General features: G+C 54.3%; 28 protein-coding genes. 22 read left to right on the top strand and 6 right to left on the bottom strand.

The annotated features are described in order from the left end of the window. The first annotated feature begins 65 nt into the window (after positions 1-65). The 4 genes from adiC (at position 66) to pmrB (ending at position 4,916) form a co-directional block, all read left to right on the top strand. A complete protein-coding gene (adiC, locus tag RTW80_RS08355; protein ID WP_000093154.1) occupies positions 66-1,403 on the top strand; it encodes an arginine/agmatine antiporter in 1,338 nt (445 codons plus the stop codon). A gap of 103 nt (positions 1,404-1,506) precedes the next feature. Next, positions 1,507-3,150: a phosphoethanolamine transferase EptA gene (gene eptA / locus RTW80_RS08350; protein ID WP_001295384.1), complete on the top strand. Its 1,644-nt coding sequence runs from the start codon at positions 1,507-1,509 to the stop codon at positions 3,148-3,150. Next, positions 3,147-3,815 (top strand): two-component system response regulator BasR, encoded by a 669-nt coding sequence (gene basR / locus RTW80_RS08345; RefSeq protein WP_000697915.1) that lies wholly within the window; start codon positions 3,147-3,149, stop codon positions 3,813-3,815. Before eptA ends, basR begins: the two co-directional genes overlap by 4 nt. Beyond that, positions 3,816-4,916 carry a two-component system sensor histidine kinase PmrB gene (pmrB, locus tag RTW80_RS08340; RefSeq protein WP_001052132.1) on the top strand — a complete coding sequence of 367 codons (1,101 nt, stop codon included), beginning with the start codon at positions 3,816-3,818 and terminating at the stop codon, positions 4,914-4,916. On the opposite strand, the gene pmrR is transcribed toward pmrB, so the two are convergent. The 4 genes from pmrR to crfC form a co-directional block, all read right to left on the bottom strand. After that, entirely contained in the window at positions 4,892-4,981 is a 90-nt protein-coding gene (pmrR, locus tag RTW80_RS08335; RefSeq protein WP_000797657.1) for an LpxT activity modulator PmrR, read from the bottom strand. The genes pmrB and pmrR overlap by 25 nt on opposite strands. Before the next feature lie 111 nt (positions 4,982-5,092). After that, the gene (proP, locus tag RTW80_RS08330; RefSeq protein WP_001298520.1) at positions 5,093-6,595 is read right to left on the bottom strand and encodes a glycine betaine/L-proline transporter ProP; all 1,503 of its coding nucleotides are present in this window, start codon (positions 6,593-6,595) and stop codon (positions 5,093-5,095) included. Positions 6,596-6,858: 263 nt separating this feature from the next. Next, a complete protein-coding gene (locus RTW80_RS08325; RefSeq protein ID WP_063119313.1) occupies positions 6,859-7,737 on the bottom strand; it encodes a diguanylate cyclase regulator RdcB family protein in 879 nt (292 codons plus the stop codon). Next, complete coding sequence (gene crfC / locus RTW80_RS08320) at positions 7,734-9,962, bottom strand: clamp-binding protein CrfC (RefSeq protein WP_312718865.1); 2,229 nt, start codon at positions 9,960-9,962, stop codon at positions 7,734-7,736. Before crfC ends, RTW80_RS08325 begins: the two co-directional genes overlap by 4 nt. Before the next feature lie 401 nt (positions 9,963-10,363). On the opposite strand from crfC, the gene RTW80_RS08315 reads away from it, so the two are divergent. From RTW80_RS08315 to phnP, 16 genes are all read left to right on the top strand, one after another. After that, positions 10,364-10,699, top strand: coding sequence for a zinc ribbon domain-containing protein YjdM (locus RTW80_RS08315; RefSeq protein ID WP_001300891.1), 336 nt, complete (start codon positions 10,364-10,366; stop codon positions 10,697-10,699). A gap of 157 nt (positions 10,700-10,856) precedes the next feature. Next, positions 10,857-11,300: a VOC family metalloprotein YjdN gene (yjdN, locus tag RTW80_RS08310; protein ID WP_001131339.1), complete on the top strand. Its 444-nt coding sequence runs from the start codon at positions 10,857-10,859 to the stop codon at positions 11,298-11,300. 132 nt (positions 11,301-11,432) lie between these two features. Further along, entirely contained in the window at positions 11,433-12,221 is a 789-nt protein-coding gene (gene phnC, locus RTW80_RS08305; protein ID WP_001193397.1) for a phosphonate ABC transporter ATP-binding protein, read from the top strand. A 24-nt stretch (positions 12,222-12,245) separates the two neighbouring features. Further along, a complete protein-coding gene (phnD, locus tag RTW80_RS08300; RefSeq protein ID WP_000992002.1) occupies positions 12,246-13,262 on the top strand; it encodes a phosphonate ABC transporter substrate-binding protein in 1,017 nt (338 codons plus the stop codon). 105 nt (positions 13,263-13,367) lie between these two features. Continuing rightward, on the top strand, positions 13,368-14,147 hold the full coding sequence (phnE, locus tag RTW80_RS08295; protein WP_001193500.1) for a phosphonate ABC transporter, permease protein PhnE: 780 nt from the start codon (positions 13,368-13,370) through the stop codon (positions 14,145-14,147). 20 nt (positions 14,148-14,167) lie between these two features. Continuing rightward, positions 14,168-14,893 (top strand): phosphonate metabolism transcriptional regulator PhnF, encoded by a 726-nt coding sequence (gene phnF, locus RTW80_RS08290; RefSeq protein ID WP_063119315.1) that lies wholly within the window; start codon positions 14,168-14,170, stop codon positions 14,891-14,893. Then, a complete protein-coding gene (gene phnG, locus RTW80_RS08285) occupies positions 14,894-15,346 on the top strand; it encodes a phosphonate C-P lyase system protein PhnG (RefSeq protein ID WP_000542790.1) in 453 nt (150 codons plus the stop codon). Next, positions 15,343-15,927, top strand: a complete 585-nt coding sequence (phnH, locus tag RTW80_RS08280) for a phosphonate C-P lyase system protein PhnH (protein ID WP_000171628.1) — start codon at positions 15,343-15,345, stop codon at positions 15,925-15,927. The genes phnG and phnH overlap by 4 nt, the downstream gene beginning before the upstream one ends. Then, positions 15,927-16,991, top strand: a complete 1,065-nt coding sequence (gene phnI / locus RTW80_RS08275) for an alpha-D-ribose 1-methylphosphonate 5-triphosphate synthase subunit PhnI (RefSeq protein ID WP_001295388.1) — start codon at positions 15,927-15,929, stop codon at positions 16,989-16,991. The genes phnH and phnI overlap by 1 nt, the downstream gene beginning before the upstream one ends. After that, a complete protein-coding gene (gene phnJ / locus RTW80_RS08270) occupies positions 16,984-17,829 on the top strand; it encodes an alpha-D-ribose 1-methylphosphonate 5-phosphate C-P-lyase PhnJ (RefSeq protein ID WP_000002303.1) in 846 nt (281 codons plus the stop codon). The genes phnI and phnJ overlap by 8 nt, the downstream gene beginning before the upstream one ends. Then, positions 17,826-18,584 carry a phosphonate C-P lyase system protein PhnK gene (gene phnK / locus RTW80_RS08265; RefSeq protein ID WP_001075514.1) on the top strand — a complete coding sequence of 253 codons (759 nt, stop codon included), beginning with the start codon at positions 17,826-17,828 and terminating at the stop codon, positions 18,582-18,584. The genes phnJ and phnK overlap by 4 nt, the downstream gene beginning before the upstream one ends. 110 nt (positions 18,585-18,694) lie before the next feature. Further along, positions 18,695-19,375 carry a phosphonate C-P lyase system protein PhnL gene (phnL, locus tag RTW80_RS08260; RefSeq protein WP_000611405.1) on the top strand — a complete coding sequence of 227 codons (681 nt, stop codon included), beginning with the start codon at positions 18,695-18,697 and terminating at the stop codon, positions 19,373-19,375. Then, positions 19,372-20,508, top strand: a complete 1,137-nt coding sequence (gene phnM / locus RTW80_RS08255) for an alpha-D-ribose 1-methylphosphonate 5-triphosphate diphosphatase (protein WP_063119316.1) — start codon at positions 19,372-19,374, stop codon at positions 20,506-20,508. The genes phnL and phnM overlap by 4 nt, the downstream gene beginning before the upstream one ends. After that, positions 20,508-21,065 carry a ribose 1,5-bisphosphokinase gene (gene phnN, locus RTW80_RS08250; RefSeq protein ID WP_000971886.1) on the top strand — a complete coding sequence of 186 codons (558 nt, stop codon included), beginning with the start codon at positions 20,508-20,510 and terminating at the stop codon, positions 21,063-21,065. Before phnM ends, phnN begins: the two co-directional genes overlap by 1 nt. Next, positions 21,052-21,486, top strand: a complete 435-nt coding sequence (phnO, locus tag RTW80_RS08245) for an aminoalkylphosphonate N-acetyltransferase (protein ID WP_001110490.1) — start codon at positions 21,052-21,054, stop codon at positions 21,484-21,486. The genes phnN and phnO overlap by 14 nt, the downstream gene beginning before the upstream one ends. Position 21,487: 1 nt before the next feature. Then, positions 21,488-22,246: a phosphonate metabolism protein PhnP gene (gene phnP, locus RTW80_RS08240; protein WP_000059908.1), complete on the top strand. Its 759-nt coding sequence runs from the start codon at positions 21,488-21,490 to the stop codon at positions 22,244-22,246. A gap of 146 nt (positions 22,247-22,392) precedes the next feature. On the opposite strand, the gene yjdP is transcribed toward phnP, so the two are convergent. Together yjdP and rpiB are read right to left on the bottom strand one after the other, a co-directional pair. Then, positions 22,393-22,722, bottom strand: a complete 330-nt coding sequence (gene yjdP / locus RTW80_RS08235; RefSeq protein WP_000819746.1) for a DDRRRQL repeat protein YjdP — start codon at positions 22,720-22,722, stop codon at positions 22,393-22,395. A 68-nt stretch (positions 22,723-22,790) separates the two neighbouring features. Next, positions 22,791-23,240, bottom strand: coding sequence for a bifunctional allose-6-phosphate isomerase/ribose-5-phosphate isomerase RpiB (gene rpiB / locus RTW80_RS08230; RefSeq protein WP_000716794.1), 450 nt, complete (start codon positions 23,238-23,240; stop codon positions 22,791-22,793). A 358-nt stretch (positions 23,241-23,598) separates the two neighbouring features. Here rpiB and alsR point away from each other — a divergent pair, with 358 nt between their 5' ends. Both alsR and alsB read left to right on the top strand, forming a co-directional pair. Further along, entirely contained in the window at positions 23,599-24,489 is an 891-nt protein-coding gene (gene alsR, locus RTW80_RS08225; RefSeq protein ID WP_000083216.1) for a D-allose utilization transcriptional regulator AlsR, read from the top strand. Between the two features lie 58 nt (positions 24,490-24,547). Beyond that, positions 24,548-25,483 (top strand): D-allose transporter substrate-binding protein, encoded by a 936-nt coding sequence (gene alsB / locus RTW80_RS08220; protein ID WP_016241773.1) that lies wholly within the window; start codon positions 24,548-24,550, stop codon positions 25,481-25,483. The last annotated feature ends 114 nt before the right edge of the window (positions 25,484-25,597 follow it).

Below are 25,597 nucleotides of genomic sequence, written 5' to 3'. Positions count from 1 at the left end.
CGAATGCAGGCGTATGATATGACGTAATTTATTGTCACGAAGCTCGCCTTCGCAGGAGTTTAATTATGTCTTCGGATGCTGATGCTCACAAAGTGGGCTTAATCCCCGTCACCCTGATGGTGTCGGGGAATATTATGGGGTCAGGTGTTTTTCTGTTACCTGCAAACCTGGCCTCTACTGGCGGGATTGCCATTTATGGATGGTTGGTGACGATTATCGGTGCACTGGGGCTCTCGATGGTATACGCCAAAATGTCGTTCCTCGACCCAAGTCCTGGTGGTTCTTACGCTTACGCCCGCCGCTGCTTTGGCCCGTTTCTCGGTTATCAAACCAACGTCCTCTACTGGCTGGCCTGCTGGATCGGCAATATCGCCATGGTGGTCATTGGCGTAGGATATTTAAGTTACTTCTTCCCGATTCTGAAAGATCCATTGGTATTAACCATCACCTGCGTCGTGGTGCTGTGGATCTTCGTCCTGCTGAACATTGTCGGTCCGAAAATGATCACCCGTGTGCAGGCAGTTGCCACCGTGCTGGCGCTGATCCCCATCGTCGGGATTGCCGTATTTGGCTGGTTCTGGTTCCGTGGTGAAACCTATATGGCGGCATGGAACGTCAGCGGCCTGGGCACCTTCGGTGCAATTCAAAGTACCCTTAACGTTACGCTGTGGTCGTTCATCGGTGTGGAAAGTGCCTCCGTTGCCGCAGGTGTGGTGAAAAACCCGAAACGCAATGTCCCTATCGCCACCATTGGTGGGGTATTGATTGCCGCCGTTTGCTATGTACTTTCTACCACCGCGATTATGGGGATGATCCCTAATGCCGCACTGCGCGTTTCTGCTTCGCCATTCGGTGATGCCGCACGGATGGCGTTGGGTGACACCGCCGGGGCCATTGTTTCCTTCTGCGCAGCTGCGGGTTGCTTAGGTTCACTGGGCGGCTGGACGTTGCTGGCGGGTCAAACGGCGAAAGCCGCTGCCGATGACGGACTGTTCCCACCGATTTTTGCCCGTGTAAATAAAGCGGGTACGCCAGTGGCGGGGCTGATTATCGTCGGTATTTTGATGACCATCTTCCAGCTCAGCAGCATTTCACCAAACGCGACCAAAGAGTTCGGTCTGGTTTCTTCCGTCTCGGTCATCTTTACACTGGTGCCATATCTTTACACCTGTGCGGCGTTACTGCTGCTCGGACACGGTCACTTTGGTAAAGCACGCCCGGCATATCTGGCAGTTACTACCATTGCCTTCCTCTACTGCATCTGGGCCGTGGTGGGGTCCGGAGCGAAAGAGGTTATGTGGTCATTTGTCACCCTGATGGTCATCACCGCCATGTATGCGCTGAATTACAACCGGCTACATAAAAACCCGTATCCCTTAGATGCACCAATAAGCAAAGATTAATTCCCCTTAATCCAGCAAACATAAAAGCCAACCTTAAGAACTTAAGGTTGGCTTAATTTTGCTTTGCGAGCATATGCGCACTTTGTTCGATGGAAACACCGTGATGTTGAAGCGCCTACTAAAAAGACCCTCTTTGAATTTACTCGCCTGGCTATTGTTGGCCGCTTTTTATATCTCTATCTGCCTGAATATTGCCTTTTTTAAACAGGTGTTGCAGGCGCTGCCGCTGGATTCGCTGCATAACGTACTGGTTTTCTTGTCGATGCCGGTCGTCGCTTTCAGCGTGATTAATATTGTCCTGACACTAAGCTCTTTCTTATGGCTTAATCGACCACTGGCCTGCCTGTTTATTCTGGTTGGCGCGGCTGCACAATATTTCATAATGACTTACGGCATCGTCATCGACCGCTCGATGATTGCCAATATTATTGATACCACTCCGGCAGAAAGTTATGCGCTGATGACACCGCAAATGTTATTAACGCTGGGATTCAGCGGCGTGCTTGCTGCGCTGATTGCCTGCTGGATAAAAATCAAACCTGCCACCTCGCGTCTGCGCAGTGTTCTTTTCCGTGGAGCCAATATTCTGGTTTCTGTACTACTGATTTTGCTGGTCGCCGCACTGTTTTATAAAGACTACGCCTCGTTGTTCCGCAATAACAAAGAGCTGGTGAAATCCTTAAGCCCCTCTAACAGCATTGTTGCCAGCTGGTCATGGTACTCCCATCAGCGACTGGCAAATCTGCCGCTGGTGCGAATTGGTGAAGACGCGCACCGCAACCCGTTAATGCAGAACGAAAAACGTAAAAATTTGACCATCCTGATTGTCGGCGAAACCTCGCGGGCGGAGAACTTCTCCCTCAACGGCTACCCGCGTGAAACTAACCCGCGGCTGGCGAAAGATAACGTGGTCTATTTCCCTAATACCGCATCTTGCGGCACGGCAACGGCAGTTTCAGTACCGTGCATGTTCTCGGATATGCCGCGTGAGCACTACAAAGAAGAGCTGGCACAGCACCAGGAAGGCGTGCTGGATATCATTCAGCGAGCGGGCATCAACGTGCTGTGGAATGACAACGATGGCGGCTGTAAAGGTGCCTGCGACCGCGTGCCTCACCAGAACGTCACCGCGCTGAATCTACCTGATCAGTGCATCAACGGCGAATGCTATGACGAAGTGCTGTTCCACGGGCTTGAAGAGTACATCAATAACCTGCAAGGTGATGGCGTGATTGTCTTACACACCATCGGCAGCCACGGTCCGACCTATTACAACCGCTATCCGCCTCAGTTCAGGAAATTTACCCCAACCTGCGACACCAATGAGATCCAGACCTGTACCAAAGAGCAACTGGTGAACACTTACGACAACACGCTGGTTTACGTCGACTATATTGTTGATAAAGCGATTAATCTGCTTAAAGAACATCAGGATAAATTTACCACCAGCCTGGTTTATCTTTCTGACCACGGTGAATCGTTAGGTGAAAATGGCATCTATCTGCACGGTCTGCCTTATGCCATCGCCCCGGATAGCCAAAAACAGGTGCCAATGCTGCTGTGGCTGTCGGAGGATTATCAAAAACGGTATCAGGTTGACCAGAACTGCCTGCAAAAACAGGCGCAAACGCAACACTATTCACAAGACAATTTATTCTCCACGCTATTGGGATTAACTGGCGTTGAGACGAAGTATTACCAGGCTGCGGATGATATTCTGCAAACTTGCAGGAGAGTGAGTAAATGAAAATTCTGATTGTTGAAGACGATACGCTGTTATTGCAGGGACTGATTCTGGCGGCGCAAACCGAAGGCTACGCGTGCGATGGCGTGACAACCGCGCGGATGGCGGAACAAAGCCTTGAGGCCGGTCATTACAGCCTGGTGGTACTGGATTTAGGGTTACCCGACGAAGATGGACTGCATTTTCTCGCCCGTATCCGGCAGAAAAAATACACCCTGCCGGTACTGATCCTCACCGCTCGCGATACGCTGACCGACAAAATCGCCGGGCTGGATGTCGGTGCCGATGACTATCTGGTGAAGCCCTTTGCGCTGGAAGAGTTACACGCCCGTATCCGAGCCCTGCTACGACGCCATAATAATCAGGGCGAAAGTGAGCTGATTGTTGGCAATCTGACGCTGAATATGGGTCGCCGTCAGGTATGGATGGGCGGTGAAGAGTTGATTCTGACGCCCAAAGAATATGCTCTGCTGTCACGGTTAATGCTCAAAGCAGGCAGTCCGGTGCATCGGGAAATTCTCTACAACGACATCTATAACTGGGACAATGAACCCTCGACCAACACCCTGGAAGTGCATATCCACAATCTGCGCGACAAAGTGGGCAAAGCCCGTATCCGCACCGTGCGCGGCTTTGGCTATATGCTGGTCGCGAATGAGGAAAACTAATTGAATCTGATGCGTTTTCTGCGCCGACCAATATCGCTGCGCCAACGGCTGATATTGACCATCGGGGCCATTTTGTTGGTGTTTGAGCTGATCAGCGTCTTCTGGCTATGGCATGAAAGTACCGAGCAGATTCAGCTGTTTGAGCAGGCGCTACGCGACAATCGCAACAACGATCGCCACATCATGCGTGAGATCCGCGAGGCGGTCGCCAGCCTGATTGTCCCCGGCGTCTTTATGGTCAGCCTGACGCTATTTATCTGCTATCAGGCGGTACGCCGCATCACCCGCCCGCTGGCGGAGCTGCAAAAAGAGCTGGAAGCGCGCACCGCCGACAACTTAACGCCCATTGCCATTCACAGCGCCACCCTCGAAATCGAAGCGGTGGTTTCGGCGTTAAACGATCTGGTCAGTCGCCTGACCAGCACGCTGGATAACGAAAGGTTGTTTACCGCTGACGTCGCGCACGAACTGCGAACGCCACTGGCGGGGGTGCGTTTGCATCTGGAACTGCTGGCGAAAACGCATCACATTGATGTAGCACCGTTAGTGGCACGGCTTGATCAGATGATGGAGAGCGTCTCCCAGCTGCTGCAACTGGCGCGTGCCGGACAGTCATTTTCTTCCGGTAATTATCAACATGTAAAACTGCTGGAAGATGTCATTCTCCCCTCGTATGACGAACTCAGTACCATGCTCGACCAGCGACAGCAAACCCTGCTATTGCCAGAGAGCGCCGCCGACATCACCGTTCAGGGTGATGCAACCCTGCTGCGGATGTTATTGCGAAACCTGGTAGAAAACGCCCATCGTTACAGCCCGCAAGGCAGCAACATTATGATTAAGCTGCAAGAAGATGACGGAGCGGTCATGGCAGTTGAAGATGAAGGACCAGGTATTGATGAGAGTAAATGCGGGGAGTTGAGTAAAGCGTTTGTACGTATGGACAGCCGTTATGGCGGGATTGGTCTGGGGTTAAGTATTGTCAGCCGCATTACACAGTTGCATCACGGGCAGTTTTTCCTGCAAAACCGGCAAGAGACTTCCGGCACGCGGGCCTGGGTACGGCTGAAGAAAGATCAGTACGTGGCAAACCAGATATAAAGAAAGCTGCTGACCACCAGCACGCTGAACACGGTAGTTAAACTTTCATAAACACGGTTTTTCATTGCACTCTCCTCCGTTAACCTGGAGGAGAGTATGCGCGTCAGAGATTAAGTGAACCTTAAGAGTTCAATTGGCCTGATAAGACAGCGTCACATCAGGCCATCCGTTTCAGCTTATTCATCAATTCGCGGATGTTGCTGCACCAGGCGGGTACGTTTCGCCTGCAAATCGGCAATCTCGTGGTCAATATCATCGATTTTCTGCTCGATATTATCGTAATGCTCGACGAGAATTTCCTTCGCTTCCTGTATATCTGACGCCGCCGGTGTCGCACCTTTCAACGGACGATTTGCCGTCTCTTTCATGGTTACGCCGGTGATTAAACCAACCACCGCCACTACCATCAGGTAATAGGCAGGCATCATCAGATTCTGCGAGCTTTCGACCAGCCAGGCCGCCAGCGTTGGCGTCAGACCGGCAACCAGCACTGAAATATTAAATGCCGCCGCCAGCGCGCTGTATCGGATATGCGTCGGGAACATCGCTGGCAAGGTAGAAGCCATAACGCCCGTAAAGCAGTTAAGGATCACCGCCAGCATCAGTAACCCGGCAAAAATCAGACCGATGACGTTACTGTTAATCAGAATAAACGCCGGGATCGCCAACACAAACAGGGCAACACTACCAAGTAGCACAAACGGACGACGGCCAAAACGGTCACTCAGCAAGCCCATCACCGGCTGGACAAACAGCATACCGATCATAATGGCGATAATAATCAGCACCCCGTGGTCTTCGGAGTAATGCAGGTTATGCGACAAATAACTCGGCATATAGGTCAGCAACATGTAGTAAGTCACGTTGGTGGCAATAACCAGACCAATACATGTCAACAGGCTGCGCCAGTATTTAGTGGCAATCTCTTTAAACGAGACTTTCGGGCCATCCTGCAAACCTTCGCGGTCGCCCTGTTCCAGTTTATCAACATGCTGCTGAAACGCCGGAGTTTCTTCCAGCGCATGGCGCAGGTAAAGCCCGATAATCCCTAACGGCAGAGCAATAAAGAACGGAATACGCCAGCCCCAGTCGAGGAAGTTCGCTTCGCCGACAATGGTCGAAATTAACACCACCACGCCCGCACCCAGCACAAACCCGGCAATAGAACCGAAGTCCAGCCAGCTGCCCATAAAGCCACGTTTACGGTCAGGGGAGTATTCCGCAACAAATATCGACGCCCCGGTATATTCACCGCCGACCGAGAAACCTTGTGCCATCTTACAGATCAACAGCAGAATCGGTGCCCAAATACCAATCGTGTCGTAGGACGGTATTAAGCCAATACAGAACGTACTGATCGACATAATCACAATAGTGATAGCGAGGATCTTCTGGCGACCATATTTATCGCCCAACATACCAAAGAAGAGCCCGCCAAGCGGTCGAATCAGAAAGGGAACGGAGAAAGTGGCAAGTGCAGCAACCATCTGCACGCTGGGGTCAGCCCCTGGGAAAAAAACTTTACCTAATGCGTAAGCAACAAAACCATAAACACCAAAATCAAACCATTCCATTGCATTACCCAGTGATGCTGCGGTAATGGCTTTACGCAGTTTACCGTCATCAATAATGGTGACATCACGAAGGGTAATGGGTTTTACTTTTTTCCTTTTCAGCATAGCTTTCCTCGCAGAGTTGGCCCATTTCCGCAAACGCCAGAAAAATCAGCGCGACGGCCGCAAAAGGGGAGCGGGAATTGCAGGATGCAATCTCTGTAACAAGCGTAGCGGGTTTGCTTACACCCTCCGGTTAAGGAATGTACAATCAAACCAGTTGACGCCTGAATTGGGCAGTTAATGACCTTTTTACCCTACCAGTGTTTAAATTTGTGATCAACTTCACACATGGATTTCGTTTAGGACTCATTGATGTAACTGATTATTTACGCCAAATTTACAGAGAAGATTTCCTCGAGCATTGCCCCCGCCAGACGCTGCGCTGAACAGAGTCGTGGCATCCCCAGCGCGACAGTTTGCCAGCGTTGGGTCACTGACCAGCAAACGGGTTGTTTATCTGCCGTGGTCCACTTTCCCAGCCAACTTAAAAAATCAGCATGCTCCCCGCTCGTCGGAACGGTCGAAGAGGCAAACCACTGATGGTAATAGTGACGCGTGGTCGGTGCCGCATTGATACTCTCTGCCAGATGTTGTGTCGCTTTCTCGAGCAAATCACCCAGCAACAACGCCACCGCTTGCGGGCTTCCCAGACGGCAGGCATCGCCAAATGCCCCCCAGCGCAACTCCTCCAGAACGATAAAACAGCGCCCAGGCAACGACCAGGCGTTATACGCCCCAGCACGCCAGCGGGTAAAAATTTGCTCGCTCTGATCACCTGCCTGCACCAGTAGGCCTCGTTGCGTTAACGCCTTTTCCTTCCAGCGACAACGGGCTGAAAACCACTCATACAAGGCGGCAATTTGCTGGGGGAGCTCCGGGAAAGCAGAGTGCTGGCGGTGATCCATTTTTTGCAGCAGCGCCAGATGCTGCGCGATCTGCGTCAGTTCCAGATGACCGGGATCCAGCATCGACGCCAGTTTTTCCACCAATGTCAGACGCAGGCTAAGCGGCGCATTTAACATGCCGCCGTTCGTCCATGTCTGAAGCTGCACACGCGAAAGAAGTTCCTGCATCAGTCGTTCACGAAACTGCTGCTGATGGGCTTGTGGAAGGCGGGCATCATCACCCTGCGCCAGATCCACTAAAAAGCGGGGATAAACCGACTCCAGCACGCGACCGGGGCCGTCAAGTAACGTCTTGGTCAATATCGTTCTGCCGTGAAAAGTGTTTGAATATCATCGCGTAACAGCTGGGCGTCGGTGTAAATCCAGCCGTGAGTCATCACAGTCTGCTGCAATTGCTGCTGCATCAGCCTGACCACCGATTCATTTTGTTGACGCAGAGCCAGATTTTCGCGTAAACGCGTCTGTAATTCCGTCAAACATGAAGCGAACTCAGCGAAAAAAGTATTCATGCCTGCCGTAACAGATTCATCGACCTGCTCTGCCAGAACTTTAGCCATTTGTTGGCAATAGAGATCGACTTCTGCGCTTAATGCTCGTTGCAACACACTGTAATCAACCGTTTCTGTCGGTGATTTCTCATTTCCCCGTCCCCAGTCGGGCTGATTCAACCAGCGCGAAAAAGTCTCACGCACAACGCCTAAACGCGTGCTCTGCTCGTCCGTTGCTTCCTGGCGCGAAATGACTTCACTGAACAGCTGGCGAGTGTTGAAGTGGGGAACTACGCCGTGAAAAACAGGAAAATGAAACCCAGGACGAAACCCTGACTCGCTCAATTCCATTTTGACTTGTTGCTCAATGGGGCGAATAACATCGGTTAACACCCGGCAAAGGGTGGATTCCAGCTCGGCAAAACGCAGCGTAAAGTCGCGACTGATGGTGTTCTGCGCCGTCTGTAACAGTGTCTCACAGCGGGTACGAATCTCGCTTAACGGCTCCGAATCATCCTGAAACAAGGCGGCTAACTGCGCATTCAGCGCATCTTGTTGTTGACGCAGAAAGTGGTTGGCGGAGGTCAGGGCCAGCTCGATTTCATGTTTAATCTCGCCGCTCACCTGCGCCTGATTGAGTTGCAATAGCTGCAAACTTTCTTCGACCTGATGGATATTTTGCCGCAATTGTTCACAAGCGACGTTTAACCCGTGCGCACGAAAATCCAGGTATTCCCGCGCCTGCTGCGCGTAATTCAACAGTTTATGCGCAGCAGATCGCAGAGCATACAACGAGGCGTTAGCGTAAGCGGCATGAAGCAACGCCTGAATTGGCTGGGCGAACAGCGAATCTTCCCACAACTGATCGGCAGCATGACGAATATGTTCGAGGTCCGCCAGATCGTCATGACGCCAGCGCCTGCCGAGCGCGGCATGGGCAAAATCTTCCACCCAGCGTTGTTGCTCTGGCGCTGGTAACTTACCGTTGTTGGCTAACTCATAGCGCGCCCGATTCGCCAGGTAGCCCCACATCGACGACACCGGAAATATCTGCTGTGGCGTAATACAGCCTTTCATCAGCGTCCCGGAAATCAGTGCCCGCACCTGGTCGGCGTCGTCACTGTTACGATCCTGTTGATCGAACTTATTGACCAGCACATACAGCGGCACCGATTGCCCCACCGCCAAAATCGCCTCACGGACCTCTTCATCGGAGATCGATTTCAGTTGCGTATAATCCAGCACCGCCAGTACCGCCGAGGCGCGTGCCAGCTGCTGGTTAAGCATTTTTTGCAGATGCGGTTGCCCGGCTTCATTTGGCCCGGGGGTATCCAGTAACGTCAACTGACCGGGATAACTCTCCAGCCCCGCCAGATGGACAAACTCCACTTCAATCACGGGAATATGCTCAATGGCGGCGTAAGCAGAAAAAGGAAAATCGACGCCCAGCGCCTTCGCCAGTCGCACTAAATCATTCAAACTTTTCAGACAATGAAAAATAGGCTGGGCACCCAGATAATATTTTTCGAAAGCGACGCCATTTTCGATCCGCTGCATAAGCGCACGCATATCTTTAGCTATTTCCAGCACATCGGTCAGATGCTTAATATCGCAATCACGCAGGCGCTGTTGTAATTTTTTAATTAAACAATCGATTGGCGCGACATGTGAAAAATGCAGTACCGGTTCCTTTTGCCCGGGCGTATGGCGAATAAGCGTCGGCAGCGCAGTCATTGGGCGATTACGATTAGGCAGAACCTCCGTACCAACAATGGCATTAATGGTGGTTGATTTCCCTGCTTTCATGGTACCGACAATCGCCAGCACCATTTCCAGTCGGGAAATTTTACGCAACTCATTATTCAGCATCGCGTGACGTTCGGCGATATTAGGCTGACTCCAGGGTAAAGCCAGTTGTGGCGCATCGTCTCCGGGTACAGAGAGAGGCATTTTTTCCAGTAACTGCAACTGTTGGCGAGAAAGCTGTAACAGGCGTTCAGCCTCCTGACTTAACTCATACAGGGTCTGTGTGTACATAGAAAATTCTTCCTTAAAGCAAATTTTATTACTTTTATTTAGCCAGATTGTTTTTGAGTTCTGTTTTCGGCTTTTATAATTACTGCAAGAAATAATTTTATATTTAGAGTGTTGTTTTTTATCAGAATAAATAACGTCTTCTGATACGTTTAAAACGTCAGAAAGATAAAAATATCATGTGAATTAAAAAAAGAACAAGTAGAGCATTAACCTTATCTTAAATAATAAATGGAGGCAAAAAGATTATTTTCTTTTTGCGTTTCCTTTCAAATGAAAACGATCGTCGTCTAAAATCAGCAGTACCCCCGACAAACTCAGGGATTTTGTGTATAATTGCGGCCTTTTTCGGCAATCTGCCGTTTTTTGGCGCTTTTGCCCTGCTGACTTTTGAGGAAATCCACATGTCATTACCACACTGCCCAAAATGCAACTCCGAATACACTTACGAAGATAACGGCATGTACATCTGCCCGGAATGTGCCTACGAATGGAACGACGCAGAACCTGCACAGGAAAGCGACGAGCTGATCGTTAAAGATGCTAACGGCAATCTGCTGGCTGACGGCGACAGCGTTACCATCATTAAAGATCTGAAGGTGAAAGGTAGCTCTTCGATGCTGAAAATTGGCACCAAAGTGAAAAACATCCGCCTGGTTGAAGGCGACCATAACATCGATTGCAAAATCGACGGTTTTGGTCCGATGAAACTGAAATCTGAGTTTGTGAAAAAGAACTGATTGTATTGTGATCGGTAAGCCGGATAAGGCGCTCGCGCCGCATCCGGCAACAGTGCCGACTGCCTGATGCGACGCTCGCGCGTCTTATCAGGCCGCCTCTCATCTGTATAAATTTCGAACTACACTTAACTGGCTTCTCTTAACTGAGGTCACCATCATGCCGTTAAGTCCCTACCTCTCTTTTGCCGGTAACTGTTCCGACGCGATTGCCTATTATCAACGTACGTTGGGCGCGGAACTGCTCTATAAAATCAGCTTCGGCGAAATGCCAAAATCAGCGCAGGACAGCGCCGAGAACTGCCCTTCCGGAATGCAATTTCCCGATACCGCCATCGCTCATGCCAACGTGCGCATTGCCGGAAGCGACATCATGATGAGCGATGCCATGCCGTCAGGAAAAGCCAGCTACTCCGGCTTTACGCTGGTGCTCGATTCGCAACAGGTCGAAGAAGGAAAACGCTGGTTTGACAATCTTGCCGCTAACGGAAAAATCGAAATGGCCTGGCAGGAAACTTTCTGGGCGCATGGCTTTGGCAAAGTCACCGATAAATTTGGCGTACCGTGGATGATTAATGTCGTCAAACAACAACCAACGCAATAACCCGCCGGGAGGCCCGCCCTCCCGCACTGTCATCGAATGCCCGTTAACTCTTCATCTGTTAGTCACTTTTAATTAACCAAATCGTCACAATAATCCGCCACGATGGAGCCACTTTTTTAGGGAGGCTGCATCATGCAAACGATTATCCGTGTCGAGAAGCTCGCCAAAACCTTCAATCAGCATCAGGCGCTGCATGCGGTTGATCTGAACATTCATCACGGTGAAATGGTGGCTCTGCTTGGGCCGTCGGGTTCCGGCAAATCCACCCTTTTACGTCACTTAAGCGGTTTGATTACCGGCGATAAATCCGCCGGCAGCCATATCGAGCTGCTGGGCCGCACAGTCCAGCGCGAAGGCCGTCTGGCGCGTGATATCCGCAAAAGCCGCGCCAACACCGGCTACATCTTCCAACAATTCAACCTGGTGAACCGCCTGAGCGTACTGGAGAACGTGCTGATTGGCGCGCTCGGCAGCACGCCGTTCTGGCGCACCTGTTTTAGCTGGTTTACCCGCGAGCAGAAACAACGCGCGTTACAGGCGCTGACCCGCGTTGGCATGGTGCATTTTGCCCATCAACGCGTTTCCACCCTCTCCGGCGGACAGCAGCAGCGTGTGGCGATTGCCCGCGCGCTGATGCAGCAGGCGAAGGTGATTCTGGCCGATGAACCCATCGCCTCGCTGGACCCGGAATCCGCCCGCATCGTGATGGACACCCTGCGCGACATCAATCAGAACGACGGCATCACCGTGGTCGTCACGCTGCATCAGGTGGATTACGCCCTGCGCTACTGCGAACGCATCGTCGCCCTGCGCCAGGGGCACGTTTTCTACGACGGCAGCAGCCAACAGTTTGATAACGAACGTTTTGACCATCTCTACCGCAGCATTAATCGCATCGAAGAGAACGCGAAAGCTGCCTGACATCCCCATCATTGAGGAAAACGAATGAACGCTAAGATAATTGCCTCGCTGGCCTTCACCAGCATGTTCAGCCTCAGCACCCTGTTAAGCCCGGCACACGCCGAAGAGCAGGAAAAGGCGCTGAATTTCGGCATTATTTCAACGGAATCACAGCAAAACCTGAAACCGCAATGGACGCCATTCTTACAGGATATGGAGAAGAAGCTGGGCGTGAAGGTGAACGCCTTCTTTGCCCCAGACTACGCAGGCATTATCCAGGGAATGCGCTTCAATAAAGTGGATATCGCCTGGTACGGCAACCTGTCGGCAATGGAAGCGGTGGATCGCGCCAACGGCCAGGTCTTCGCTCAGACCGTCGCGGCGGACGGATCGCCGGGTTACTGGAGCGTGTTGATCGTCAACAAAGATAGTCCGATCAACAACCTGAACGATCTGCTGGCGAAGCGGAAAGATCTCACCTTCGGCAATGGCGATCCTAACTCCACCTCTGGCTTCCTCGTCCCCGGTTACTACGTCTTTGCCAAAAACAATATCTCCGCCAGCGACTTCAAGCGCACCGTCAACGCCGGGCATGAAACCAACGCGCTGGCCGTCGCCAACAAGCAGGTGGATGTTGCCACCAACAACACCGAAAACCTCGACAAGCTGAAAACCTCCGCGCCAGAGAAGCTGAAAGAACTGAAGGTGATCTGGAAGTCGCCGCTGATCCCAGGCGATCCGATCGTCTGGCGCAAGAATCTTTCCGAAACCACCAAAGACAAGATCTACGACTTCTTTATGAACTACGGCAAAACGCCGGAAGAAAAAGCGGTGCTGGAACGCCTGGGCTGGGCGCCATTCCGCGCTTCCAGCGACCTGCAACTGGTGCCGATTCGCCAGCTCGCGCTGTTTAAAGAGATGCAGGGCGTGAAAAGCAATAAAGGACTGAATGAGCAGGACAAGCTGGCAAAAACCACCGAGATTCAGGCGCAGCTGGATGACCTGGACCGCCTGAACAACGCGCTAAGCGCGATGAGTTCGGTGAGTAAAGCGGTGCAGTAAATCGTAGGTCGGATAAGACGCCCCGGCGTCGCATCCGACAATGTGCAGGCGTTGATGCCGGATGCGGTGCAAGCACCTTATCCGGCCTACAGACCGGAGCCAAACATGCAAACCATCACCATCGCCCCACCCAAGCGCAGCTGGTTCTCGCTTCTGAGCTGGGCCGTTGTTCTCGCCGTGCTGGTCGTCTCGTGGCAGGGCGCGGAAATGGCCCCGCTCACGCTGATTAAAGACGGCGGCAACATGGCAACCTTCGCTGCCGACTTCTTCCCGCCCGATTTCAGCCAGTGGCAGGATTACCTCACCGAAATGGCCGTCACGCTGCAAATCGCCGTCTGGGGCACCGCGCTGGCGGTGGTTCTCTCCATCCCCTTTGGCCTGATGAGCGCCGAAAACCTGGTGCCGTGGTGGGTTTACCAGCCCGTTCGCCGCCTGATGGACGCCTGCCGCGCCATTAACGAAATGGTCTTCGCCATGCTGTTCGTGGTCGCCGTCGGTCTCGGACCGTTCGCTGGCGTGCTGGCGCTATTTATCCACACCACCGGCGTGCTCTCCAAGCTGCTTTCCGAAGCGGTAGAAGCAATTGAACCTGGCCCGGTGGAAGGCATTCGCGCCACCGGTGCCAACAAGCTCGAAGAGATCCTCTACGGCGTGCTGCCACAGGTGATGCCACTGCTGATCTCCTACTCCCTCTATCGCTTCGAATCCAACGTCCGCTCGGCGACCGTCGTCGGCATGGTCGGCGCAGGCGGGATCGGCGTCACCCTGTGGGAAGCGATTCGCGGTTTCCAGTTCCAACAAACCTGCGCCCTGATGGTGCTTATCATCGTCACGGTCAGCCTGCTGGATTTCCTCTCTCAACGGTTGCGTAAGCACTTTATCTGATAAGCGAGGCATTGATATCTATGCACTTGTCTACACATCCGACCAGCTACCCAACACGCTATCAAGAGATAGCCGCAAAACTTGAGCAGGAGCTTCGTCAACACTACCGCTGCGGCGACTATCTTCCCGCCGAGCAGCAACTGGCAGCGCGCTTTGAGGTGAATCGCCACACCCTGCGCCGCGCCATCGACCAACTGATAGAAAAAGGCTGGGTACAGCGCCGTCAGGGCGTCGGCGTGCTGGTGCTGATGCGCCCGTTCGATTACCCGCTCAACGCCCAGGCGCGTTTTAGCCAGAATCTGCTGGATCAGGGCAGCCATCCCACCAGCGAAAAACTGCTTTCGGTATTGCGCCCCGCGTCCAGCCACGTCGCTGACGCACTGGGGATTACCGAGGGGGAGAACGTCATCCACCTGCGCACCCTGCGTCGTGTCAACGGCGTCGCGCTCTGTTTAATCGACCACTACTTCGCGGACCTCACCCTCTGGCCGACGCTGCAACGCTTCGACAGCGGCTCGCTGCACGATTTTCTGCGCGAGCAAACCGGAATTGCGCTGCGCCGCAGCCAGACGCGGATCAGCGCCCGCCGCGCCCAGGCCAAAGAGTGCCAGCGTCTTGAAATCCCGAATATGTCGCCGCTGCTGTGCGTGCGCACCCTTAACCACCGTGACGGTGAAAGCAGCCCGGCGGAGTACTCCGTCAGCCTGACGCGCGCCGACATGATTGAATTCACTATGGAGCACTGAATGCACGCAGATACCGCGACCCGCCAGCACTGGATGTCCGTGCTGGCGCACAGCCAACCGGCTGAACTGGCAGCACGCCTGAACGCGCTAAACATCACCGCCGACTATGAGGTGATCCGCGCCGCTGAAACTGGCCTGGTACAGATTCAGGCGCGGATGGGCGGCACCGGCGAACGTTTTTTTGCCGGCGACGCCACGCTGACCCGCGCCGCCGTGCGCCTGACTGACGGCACGCTCGGCTACAGCTGGGTGCAGGGGCGTGATAAACAGCACGCCGAACGCTGCGCGCTGATTGACGCGCTGATGCAGCAATCTCGCCACTTTCAAAACTTATCAGAAACCCTTATTGCCCCGCTGGACGCTGACCGTATGGCACGCATTGCCGCACGCCAGGCCGAAGTGAACGCCAGCCGGGTCGACTTCTTTACGATGGTTCGCGGAGACAACGCATGACCCTGGAAACCGCTTTTATGCTTCCCGTGCAGGATGCCCAGCACAGTTTTCGTCGCCTGTTAAAGGCCATGAGCGAGCCGGGCGTGATTGTCGCCCTGCATCAGCTCAAACGCGGCTGGCAACCGCTGAATATCGCCACCACCAGCGTGCTGCTGACGCTGGCCGATAACGACACGCCGGTGTGGCTTTCTACCCCATTAAATAACGATATCGTCAACCAGAGCCTGCGTTTTCATACCAACGCGCCGCTGGTCAGCCAGCCGGAACAGGCGACCTTCGCGGTGACGGATGAGGCGATTTCCAGCGAACAGCTCAACGCCCTTTCCACCGGCACCGCCGTTGCGCCGGAAGCGGGTGCGACGCTGATTTTACAGGTCGCCAGCCTGAGCGGCGGACGCATGTTGCGCCTTACTGGTGCGGGTATTGCCGAAGAACGAATGATCGCTCCGCAGCTGCCGGAGTGCATTCTGCACGAACTCACCGAGCGCCCGCATCCGTTCCCGCTCGGCATCGACCTGATCCTGACCTGTGGCGAGCGCCTGCTGGCTATTCCGCGAACCACTCATGTGGAGGTGTGCTGATGTACGTTGCCGTGAAAGGGGGCGAGAAGGCGATCGACGCCGCCCACGCCCTGCAAGAGAGCCGACGCCGAGGCGATACCGATTTGCCCGAACTGAGCGTCGCCCAGATTGAACAGCAGCTTAACCTCGCGGTAGATCGCGTGATGACCGAAGGCGGCATTGCCGACCGCGAACTGGCGGCGCTGGCGCTGAAACAGGCCAGCGGCGATAACGTTGAAGCGATTTTCCTGCTGCGCGCCTACCGCACCACGTTGGCGAAGCTGGCGGTAAGCGAGCCGCTCGACACCACCGGGATGCGTCTCGAACGCCGTATCTCCGCCGTTTATAAAGACATTCCCGGCGGCCAGCTGCTTGGCCCAACCTACGACTACACCCATCGCCTGCTCGATTTTACCCTGCTGGCAAACGGCGAAGCGCCGACGCTGACCACCGCCGACAGCGAACAGCAGCCGTCGCCGCACGTTTTCAGCCTGCTGGCGCGTCAGGGGCTGGCGAAGTTTGAAGAGGATAGCGGCGCACAGCCGGATGACATCACCCGCACGCCGCCGGTTTACCCCTGCTCACGCTCCTCCCGTTTGCAGCAGTTGATGCGCGGCGACGAAGGCTATTTGCTGGCGCTGGCCTACTCCACCCAACGCGGTTACGGGCGCAATCACCCGTTCGCAGGCGAGATCCGCAGCGGCTATATCGACGTGTCGATTGTGCCGGAAGAGCTGGGATTTGCGGTGAACGTCGGCGAACTGCTGATGACTGAGTGTGAAATGGTTAACGGTTTTATCGACCCGCCGGGTGAGCCGCCGCACTTCACGCGCGGCTACGGGCTGGTGTTCGGCATGAGCGAGCGCAAAGCGATGGCGATGGCGCTGGTCGACCGCGCTCTGCAAGCCCCGGAGTACGGCGAGCACGCGACAGGCCCGGCGCAGGATGAAGAGTTCGTGCTGGCACATGCCGACAACGTCGAAGCCGCAGGCTTTGTCTCACACCTCAAACTCCCCCACTACGTCGATTTCCAGGCCGAACTGGAGCTACTCAAACGTCTGCAACAGGAGCAGAACCATGGCTAATCTGAGCGGCTACAACTTTGCCTACCTCGACGAGCAGACCAAACGCATGATCCGCCGCGCCATCTTAAAAGCGGTGGCGATCCCCGGTTATCAGGTGCCGTTTGGCGGGCGCGAGATGCCGATGCCGTACGGCTGGGGAACCGGCGGCATTCAGCTTACCGCCAGCGTGATTGGCGAAAGCGACGTGCTGAAGGTGATTGACCAGGGCGCGGATGACACCACCAACGCCGTGTCGATTCGCAACTTCTTCAAGCGCGTGACCGGGGTAAACACCACGGAACGTACGGACGATGCGACGGTTATCCAGACGCGTCACCGCATCCCCGAAACGCCGCTGACCGAAGATCAGATAATTATCTTCCAGGTGCCAATCCCCGAGCCGCTGCGCTTTATCGAGCCGCGCGAAACGGAAACCCGCACCATGCACGCGCTGGAAGAGTACGGCGTGATGCAGGTGAAACTGTATGAAGATATCGCCCGCTTCGGTCATATCGCCACCACCTACGCCTATCCGGTGAAGGTAAATGGGCGCTACGTGATGGACCCGTCGCCGATCCCGAAATTCGATAACCCAAAAATGGACATGATGCCCGCCCTGCAACTGTTCGGCGCGGGGCGCGAGAAGCGCATCTATGCGGTGCCGCCGTTTACCCGCGTGGAAAGTCTCGATTTCGACGATCACCCGTTCACCGTTCAGCAGTGGGATGAGCCATGCGCCATCTGCGGATCGACCCACAGCTATCTTGATGAAGTGGTGCTGGATGACGCCGGAAACCGCATGTTTGTCTGCTCCGATACCGATTATTGCCGCCAACAGAGCGAGGCAAAAAACCAATGAATCAACCGTTACTTTCGGTCAATAACCTGACCCACCTTTACGCGCCGGGCAAAGGCTTTAGCGATGTCTCTTTTGATTTATGGCCGGGGGAAGTGCTGGGCATTGTCGGGGAATCCGGCTCCGGGAAGACCACGCTGCTGAAGTCGATCTCCGCGCGCCTGACGCCGCAGCAGGGGGAAATTCACTACGAGAACCGTTCGCTGTATGCAATGAGCGAGGCCGACCGCCGTCGCCTGCTGCGTACCGAATGGGGCGTGGTGCATCAGCATCCACTCGACGGCCTGCGCCGCCAGGTGTCGGCAGGCGGCAATATCGGCGAGCGGCTGATGGCGACCGGGGCACGTCATTACGGCGATATTCGTGCCACCGCGCAGAAGTGGCTGGAAGAGGTGGAGATTCCCGCCAACCGGATCGACGACCTGCCGACCACCTTTTCCGGCGGTATGCAGCAGCGTTTGCAGATTGCCCGCAACCTGGTGACGCATCCGAAGCTGGTGTTTATGGATGAACCGACCGGCGGGCTGGATGTGTCGGTGCAGGCCCGCCTGCTCGACCTGCTGCGCGGCCTGGTGGTGGAGCTGAACCTCGCGGTGGTGATTGTCACCCATGATTTAGGCGTCGCCCGCCTGCTGGCGGACCGTTTGCTGGTGATGAAGCAGGGGCAAGTGGTGGAGAGTGGGTTAACCGACCGCGTGCTCGACGACCCGCATCATCCGTATACACAGCTGCTGGTGTCATCGGTTTTGCAGAATTGAGCCGGTGCCGGATGCGGCGTAAACGCCTTATCCGGCCTACAAATGCGCTCCCCGTAGGTCGGATAAGACGCGTCAGCGTCGCATCCGACACCCGAACCACGAGGCGAAAAATGATTAACGTACAAAACGTCAGTAAAACCTTCATCCTGCACCAGCAAAACGGCGTGCGCCTGCCCGTCCTCAATCGCGCCTCGCTCACCGTCAACGCGGGCGAATGCGTGGTGCTCCACGGCCATTCCGGCAGCGGCAAATCAACTCTGCTACGCTCGCTGTACGCCAACTATCTACCCGACGAAGGTCAAATCCAGATCAAACACGGTGACGAGTGGGTAGACCTGGTCACCGCGCCAGCGCGCAAAGTGGTGGAAATCCGCAAAACCACCGTCGGCTGGGTGAGCCAGTTTCTGCGCGTCATCCCGCGTATCTCAGCACTGGAAGTGGTGATGCAGCCGCTGCTCGATACCGGCGTTCCGCGTGAAGCCTGCGCCGCTAAAGCCGCGCGTCTTCTCACCCGCCTGAACGTGCCGGAACGCCTGTGGCACCTGGCACCATCGACATTTTCCGGTGGCGAACAGCAGCGCGTCAACATCGCCCGCGGCTTTATCGTCGACTACCCCATTCTGCTGCTTGACGAACCTACCGCCTCGCTGGACGCCAAAAACAGCGCCGCGGTGGTGGAACTGATTCGCGAAGCCAAAACCCGTGGCGCAGCCATCGTAGGCATCTTCCATGACGAAGCTGTACGTAATGACGTCGCCGACCGCCTGCACCCAATGGGAGCCTCTTCATGATTATCAATAACGTTAAGCTGGTGCTGGAAAACGAGGTGGTAAGCGGTTCGCTGGAGGTGCAGAACGGCGAAATCCGCGCCTTTGCCGAAAGCCAGAGCCGCCTGCCGGAGGCGATGGACGGCGAAGGCGGCTGGCTGCTGCCGGGGCTGATTGAGCTGCATACCGATAATCTGGATAAATTCTTCACCCCGCGCCCGAAAGTTGACTGGCCTGCCCACTCGGCGATGAGCAGCCACGACGCGCTGATGGTGGCGAGCGGCATCACCACCGTACTGGATGCCGTGGCAATTGGCGACGTGCGCGACGGCGGCGATCGGCTGGAGAATCTGGAGAAGATGATCAACGCCATCGAAGAGACGCAGAAACGCGGCGTCAACCGCGCCGAGCACCGTCTGCATCTGCGCTGCGAACTGCCGCATCACACCACGCTGCCGCTGTTTGAAAAACTGGTGCAGCGCGAGCCGGTGACGCTGGTGTCGCTGATGGACCACTCGCCGGGCCAGCGCCAGTTCTCCAACCGCGAGAAGTATCGCGAATATTATCAGGGCAAATACTCCCTCACTGATGCGCAGATGCAGCAGTACGAAGAAGAGCAACTGGCGCTCGCCGCACGCTGGTCGCAGCCGAATCGCGAATCCATCGCCGCCCTGTGCCGCGCGCGAAAAATTGCGCTTGCCAGCCACGATGACGCCACCCACGCCCACGTTGCTGAATCTCACCAGCTTGGCAGCGTGATCGCCGAATTTCCCACCACGTTCGAAGCGGCGGAAGCCTCGCGCAAGCATGGCATGAACGTGCTGATGGGCGCGCCGAATATTGTGCGCGGCGGCTCGCACTCCGGCAACGTGGCGGCCAGTGAACTGGCGCAGCTTGGCCTGCTGGATATCCTCTCTTCCGACTACTACCCCGCCAGCCTGCTCGATGCGGCATTTCGCGTCGCCGATGACGAGAGCAACCGCTTTACGCTGCCGCAGGCGGTGAAGCTGGTGACTAAAAATCCAGCGCAGGCGCTTAATCTCCAGGATCGCGGGGTGATTGGCGAGGGCAAACGCGCCGACCTGGTGCTGGCGCATCGCAAGGACAATCATATTCATATCGACCACGTCTGGCGTCAGGGTAAAAGGGTGTTCTGATGATGGGAAAACTGATTTGGTTAATGGGGCCGTCCGGCTCCGGGAAAGACAGCCTGCTGGCGGAACTCCGCCTGCGGGAACAAACTCAGTTACTGGTGGCGCATCGCTACATCACGCGCGATGCCAGCGCCGGAAGTGAAAACCATATCGCCCTGAGCGAGCAGGAGTTTTTTACCCGCGCGGGGCAAAATCTGTTGGCCTTAAGCTGGCACGCTAACGGTCTGTATTATGGCGTCGGCGTCGAGATTGATCTCTGGCTGCACGCCGGATTCGACGTGCTGGTCAACGGCTCACGCGCCCATCTGCCGCAGGCGCGGGCGCGCTATCAATCGGCGCTGCTGCCCGTCTGTTTACAGGTTTCGCCGGAGATCCTCCGCCAGCGCCTGGAAAACCGTGGCCGTGAAAACGCCAGTGAAATTAACGCCCGCCTGGCGCGCGCCGCCCGCTATACTCCACAGGATTGCCATACGCTCAACAATGACGGCAGCCTGCGCCAGTCGGTCGACACGCTGCTGACGCTGATCCATCAGAAGGAGAAACACCATGCCTGCTTGTGAGCTTCGCCCGGCCACGCAGTACGACACCGACGCGGTTTACGCGCTGATTTGTGAGCTAAAACAGGCGGAGTTTGACCACCACGCGTTTCGCGTGGGTTTTAACGCCAATCTGCGCGACCCAAACATGCGCTACCATCTGGCGCTGCTTGATGGCGAAGTTGTCGGCATGATCGGCCTGCATTTGCAGTTTCATCTGCATCATGTCAACTGGATCGGCGAAATTCAGGAGTTGGTGGTAATGCCGCAGGCGCGCGGTCTGAACGTCGGCAGTAAGTTACTGGCGTGGGCAGAAGAAGAAGCCCGCCAGGCCGGGGCCGAAATGACCGAACTTTCGACCAACGTGAAGCGCCACGACGCGCACCGTTTCTATCTGCGCGAAGGCTACGAGCAGAGCCACTTCCGCTTCACCAAGGCGCTGTAACATGAGCCTGACCCTCACGCTCACCGGCACCGGCGGCGCACAGGGCGTTCCGGCATGGGGCTGCGAGTGTGCGGCCTGCGCCAGAGCGCGGCGCTCGCCGCAGTATCGCCGCCAACCGTGCAGCGGCGTAGTGAAGTTTAACGACGCAATCACCCTGATCGACGCCGGGCTGCACGATCTCGCCGATCGCTGGTCGCCCGGATCGTTCCAGCAGTTTTTGCTGACGCATTATCATATGGATCACGTCCAGGGGCTGTTTCCGCTGCGCTGGGGCGTTGGCGATCCGATCCCGGTTTACGGCCCGCCGGATGAACAGGGCTGCGACGATCTGTTTAAACATCCGGGCCTGCTTGATTTCAGCCACACGGTGGAACCGTTTGTGGTGTTTGATTTGCAGGGGTTACAGGTCACGCCCCTGCCGCTCAACCACTCAAAACTGACCTTCGGTTATCTGCTGGAAACGGCACACAGCCGGGTGGCGTGGCTGTCTGACACCGCAGGCTTGCCGGAAAAAACGCTGAAATTTTTACGCAATAATCAGCCGCAGGTAATGGTGATGGATTGCAGTCACCCGCCGCGCGCGGATGCACCGCGTAATCACTGTGATTTAAATACCGTGCTTGCGCTGAATCAGGTTATCCGCTCGCCACGGGTGATTCTGACCCATATCAGCCACCAGTTTGATGCGTGGCTGATGGAAAACGCACTACCGTCAGGGTTTGAGGTGGGGTTTGATGGGATGGAGATTGGGGTGGCGTGATGAGAGGGAATGTGCGCGCTGGCCCCCTCACCCTAACCCTCTCCCCAGAGGGGCGAGGGGACCGATTGTGCTCGATATTGAATATTGCGCTCGTTTTCTCCCTCTCCCCATTGGGGTGAGGGGCGATGCCTGCTCCATACCCAACCTCATCGCCCATACTCATCTTCCATTCTCCGCTCTTCATCCTCCAGTTGCCGACGCTCCTGATCAAGCTGGCGCTGGCGATCGTCCAGCTGCCTGCGGCGATCTTCAAACTGGCGGCGGCGGTCGTCATATTGTCTGCGCCGATCGTCGCTCACTTCACGCTGCCAGCCGTCGTCGCGCGAATCTTCATAGTCTCGCCCACGGTCAGGGTTATAAGCGTCATTAATCGCCTGCTGAATATTGCCAATGGTGTCGTCGATAATATCGGCCTGGGCCGGAACGGTGGACAGCGTGAGCAGGGTGAATAAAAGAAATAGCGGAAAGCGTTTCATTAGCCAACCTCAAAAAGAAACTCTATCCACATTAATCATTACTCATCCATGCAAGTAGTGGATGAATCTCAATTTCTCCGCTGCTCTATTGCCGTAATCGCCTCCACGCGTTGTTGATGACGACCGCCTTCGTACTGTGCGCCCAGCCACGCATCCACAATCATTTTTGCCAGTTCGAGGCCAACCACTCGTGAACCAAAAGCCAGCACGTTGGTGTCGTTATGCTGCCGCGAAAGTTGCGCGGAATAAGGTTCGCTACAGACGACCGCGCGAATTCCGGCAAACTTGTTCGCCGCTATCGAAATACCGACGCCAGTACCACAAATCAAAATCCCGCCATCAACCTCTCCGCCAGCAACAGCCAGTGCGACTTGACTGGCGTAATGTGGATAATCAGTACGCTCTGACGACCAGGTTCCTTTATCAATCACTTCAACGCCACGCTCAACTAAATGTGCCACTATTTCATGTTTTAAAATGAAACCGACATGATCACAGCCAAATGCAATCTTTTTCATTCATCTTCCCCGTCCGTGCAAAACTTCACAATCAAAAAACATTTGTGATGTTAATGAATTAAAAACACCCAAAATCGATGAATTACGCCTTCCTGATCTGTTTTACAGAGTTACATCTGACAGCGCAATAGCGTTAAAGACACTCACCATCCAGCAACATCTATCATCTAAAAAACCAGAAAAACAAATAACATCATGTTTTTAAACTAATTAAATGAAATAAAATTTTAAGCCACTCGCCATTGTTCACAATAAAATAAACTTTATAAATTTTATTTTATTGTGAAGTAGCCAGCATCTTTTCTGTTCTTGCTGTGGTGATATAGTGGCGTCTTCAATTCAAGGACAAGAGAACGTGATGAGCCAGTCAGAGTTTGATTCAGCGCTTCCGAACGGTATAGGGTTAGCGCCTTACCTGCGAATGAAGCAGGAAGGAATGACAGAAAATGAAAGCCGCATCGTGGAGTGGTTACTCAAACCCGGTAACCTGAGTTGTGCACCCGCAATTAAAGATGTCGCAGAAGCTCTGGCGGTATCTGAAGCGATGATAGTTAAGGTATCAAAGCTGCTGGGGTTTAGCGGCTTTCGTAACTTACGCAGTGCGCTGGAAGATTATTTTTCTCAGTCAGAACAGGTATTGCCTTCCGAGTTGGCTTTTGATGAAGCGCCGCAGGATGTGGTGAATAAGGTATTTAACATCACTTTACGCACCATTATGGAAGGTCAGTCGATCGTCAACGTTGATGAGATCCACCGTGCCGCCCGCTTTTTCTATCAGGCCAGACAGCGGGATTTGTACGGTGCCGGAGGATCAAATGCTATCTGTGCTGATGTACAGCACAAGTTCTTGCGCATTGGCGTACGCTGTCAGGCCTATCCTGATGCTCACATCATGATGATGTCCGCTTCGTTGTTACAGGAAGGAGATGTTGTGCTGGTAGTGACCCATTCCGGGCGAACCAGTGATGTAAAAGCGGCCGTAGAACTGGCAAAAAAGAACGGGGCAAAGATTATTTGTATAACCCATAGCTACCATTCACCGATAGCGAAACTGGCCGATTATATTATTTGCTCACCAGCCCCGGAAACGCCGTTATTAGGTCGTAATGCCTCGGCAAGAATATTACAACTAACTTTGCTGGACGCTTTTTTTGTCTCTGTCGCCCAGCTCAACATTGAACAAGCTAATATTAATATGCAAAAAACCGGCGCAATTGTTGATTTCTTCTCACCAGGCGCACTGAAATAAGAAAAAGGTAATTCCGCCATCGCGGAGTTACCTGTCCCCTTACCGTGAGAACATTATTATGAATAAATATCTGAAATATTTCAGCGACACACTCGTGGGCTTAATGTTGTCAACCAGCGCTTTTGCTGCCGCCGAATATGCTGTCGTATTGAAAACCCTCTCCAACCCATTTTGGGTAGATATGAAAAAAGGCATTGAAGATGAAGCAAAAACACTGGGCGTCAGCGTTGATATTTTTGCCTCTCCTTCAGAAGGCGATTTTCAATCTCAATTGCAGTTATTTGAAGATCTCAGTAATAAAAATTACAAAGGTATCGCCTTCGCTCCATTATCCTCAGTGAATCTGGTCATGCCTGTCGCCCGCGCATGGAAAAAAGGCATTTATCTGGTTAATCTCGATGAAAAAATCGACATGGATAATCTGAAAAAAGCTGGCGGCAATGTGGAAGCTTTTGTCACCACCGATAACGTTGCTGTCGGGGCGAAAGGCGCGTCGTTCATTATTGACAAATTGGGCGCTGAAGGTGGTGAAGTCGCAATCATTGAGGGTAAAGCCGGTAACGCCTCCGGTGAAGCGCGTCGTAATGGTGCCACCGAAGCCTTCAAAAAAGCAAGCCAGATCAAGCTTGTCGCCAGCCAGCCTGCCGACTGGGACCGCATTAAAGCACTGGATGTCGCCACTAACGTGTTGCAACGTAATCCGAATATTAAAGCGATCTATTGCGCGAATGACACGATGGCAATGGGTGTTGCTCAGGCAGTCGCAAACGCCGGAAAAACGGGAAAAGTGCTGGTCGTCGGTACAGATGGCATTCCGGAAGCCCGCAAAATGGTGGAAGCCGGACAAATGACCGCGACGGTTGCCCAGAACCCGGCGGATATCGGCGCAACGGGTCTGAAGCTGATGGTTGACGCTGAGAAATCCGGCAAGGTTATCCCGCTGGATAAAGCACCGGAATTTAAACTGGTCGATTCAATCCTGGTCACTCAATAAAACTGAATGATGCCGGATGATGATGCTAATGAAGTGTCGGTGATGCTGCCAACTTACTGATTTAGTGTATGATGGTGTTTTTGAGGTGCTCCAGTGGCTTCTGTTTCTATCAGC

It is taken from the genome of Escherichia sp. AM3 (assembly GCF_032029835.1).
Taxonomy (GTDB): Bacteria; Pseudomonadota; Gammaproteobacteria; order Enterobacterales; family Enterobacteriaceae; genus Escherichia; species Escherichia coli.
The sequence above is the reverse complement of the archived record's forward strand: the minus strand, read 5'-3'. Positions and strand labels throughout refer to the sequence as shown.

Coding starts and splice junctions, on each gene's coding strand:
- phnI (WP_001295388.1), top strand. CDS start 15,927: ATGTACGTTGCCGTGAAAGGGGGCGAGAAGGCGATCGACGCCGCCCAC.
- phnF (WP_063119315.1), top strand. CDS start 14,168: ATGCACTTGTCTACACATCCGACCAGCTACCCAACACGCTATCAAGAG.
- phnM (WP_063119316.1), top strand. CDS start 19,372: ATGATTATCAATAACGTTAAGCTGGTGCTGGAAAACGAGGTGGTAAGC.
- crfC (WP_312718865.1), bottom strand. CDS start 9,962: ATGTACACACAGACCCTGTATGAGTTAAGTCAGGAGGCTGAACGCCTG.
- alsR (WP_000083216.1), top strand. CDS start 23,599: ATGAGCCAGTCAGAGTTTGATTCAGCGCTTCCGAACGGTATAGGGTTA.
- rpiB (WP_000716794.1), bottom strand. CDS start 23,240: ATGAAAAAGATTGCATTTGGCTGTGATCATGTCGGTTTCATTTTAAAA.
- proP (WP_001298520.1), bottom strand. CDS start 6,595: ATGCTGAAAAGGAAAAAAGTAAAACCCATTACCCTTCGTGATGTCACC.
- phnO (WP_001110490.1), top strand. CDS start 21,052: ATGCCTGCTTGTGAGCTTCGCCCGGCCACGCAGTACGACACCGACGCG.
- phnE (WP_001193500.1), top strand. CDS start 13,368: ATGCAAACCATCACCATCGCCCCACCCAAGCGCAGCTGGTTCTCGCTT.
- phnP (WP_000059908.1), top strand. CDS start 21,488: ATGAGCCTGACCCTCACGCTCACCGGCACCGGCGGCGCACAGGGCGTT.
- phnL (WP_000611405.1), top strand. CDS start 18,695: ATGATTAACGTACAAAACGTCAGTAAAACCTTCATCCTGCACCAGCAA.
- alsB (WP_016241773.1), top strand. CDS start 24,548: ATGAATAAATATCTGAAATATTTCAGCGACACACTCGTGGGCTTAATG.
- phnK (WP_001075514.1), top strand. CDS start 17,826: ATGAATCAACCGTTACTTTCGGTCAATAACCTGACCCACCTTTACGCG.
- yjdP (WP_000819746.1), bottom strand. CDS start 22,722: ATGAAACGCTTTCCGCTATTTCTTTTATTCACCCTGCTCACGCTGTCC.
- RTW80_RS08315 (WP_001300891.1), top strand. CDS start 10,364: ATGTCATTACCACACTGCCCAAAATGCAACTCCGAATACACTTACGAA.
- phnG (WP_000542790.1), top strand. CDS start 14,894: ATGCACGCAGATACCGCGACCCGCCAGCACTGGATGTCCGTGCTGGCG.
- yjdN (WP_001131339.1), top strand. CDS start 10,857: ATGCCGTTAAGTCCCTACCTCTCTTTTGCCGGTAACTGTTCCGACGCG.
- adiC (WP_000093154.1), top strand. CDS start 66: ATGTCTTCGGATGCTGATGCTCACAAAGTGGGCTTAATCCCCGTCACC.
- basR (WP_000697915.1), top strand. CDS start 3,147: ATGAAAATTCTGATTGTTGAAGACGATACGCTGTTATTGCAGGGACTG.
- phnN (WP_000971886.1), top strand. CDS start 20,508: ATGATGGGAAAACTGATTTGGTTAATGGGGCCGTCCGGCTCCGGGAAA.
- phnC (WP_001193397.1), top strand. CDS start 11,433: ATGCAAACGATTATCCGTGTCGAGAAGCTCGCCAAAACCTTCAATCAG.
- phnH (WP_000171628.1), top strand. CDS start 15,343: ATGACCCTGGAAACCGCTTTTATGCTTCCCGTGCAGGATGCCCAGCAC.
- pmrR (WP_000797657.1), bottom strand. CDS start 4,981: ATGAAAAACCGTGTTTATGAAAGTTTAACTACCGTGTTCAGCGTGCTG.
- phnD (WP_000992002.1), top strand. CDS start 12,246: ATGAACGCTAAGATAATTGCCTCGCTGGCCTTCACCAGCATGTTCAGC.
- phnJ (WP_000002303.1), top strand. CDS start 16,984: ATGGCTAATCTGAGCGGCTACAACTTTGCCTACCTCGACGAGCAGACC.
- eptA (WP_001295384.1), top strand. CDS start 1,507: ATGTTGAAGCGCCTACTAAAAAGACCCTCTTTGAATTTACTCGCCTGG.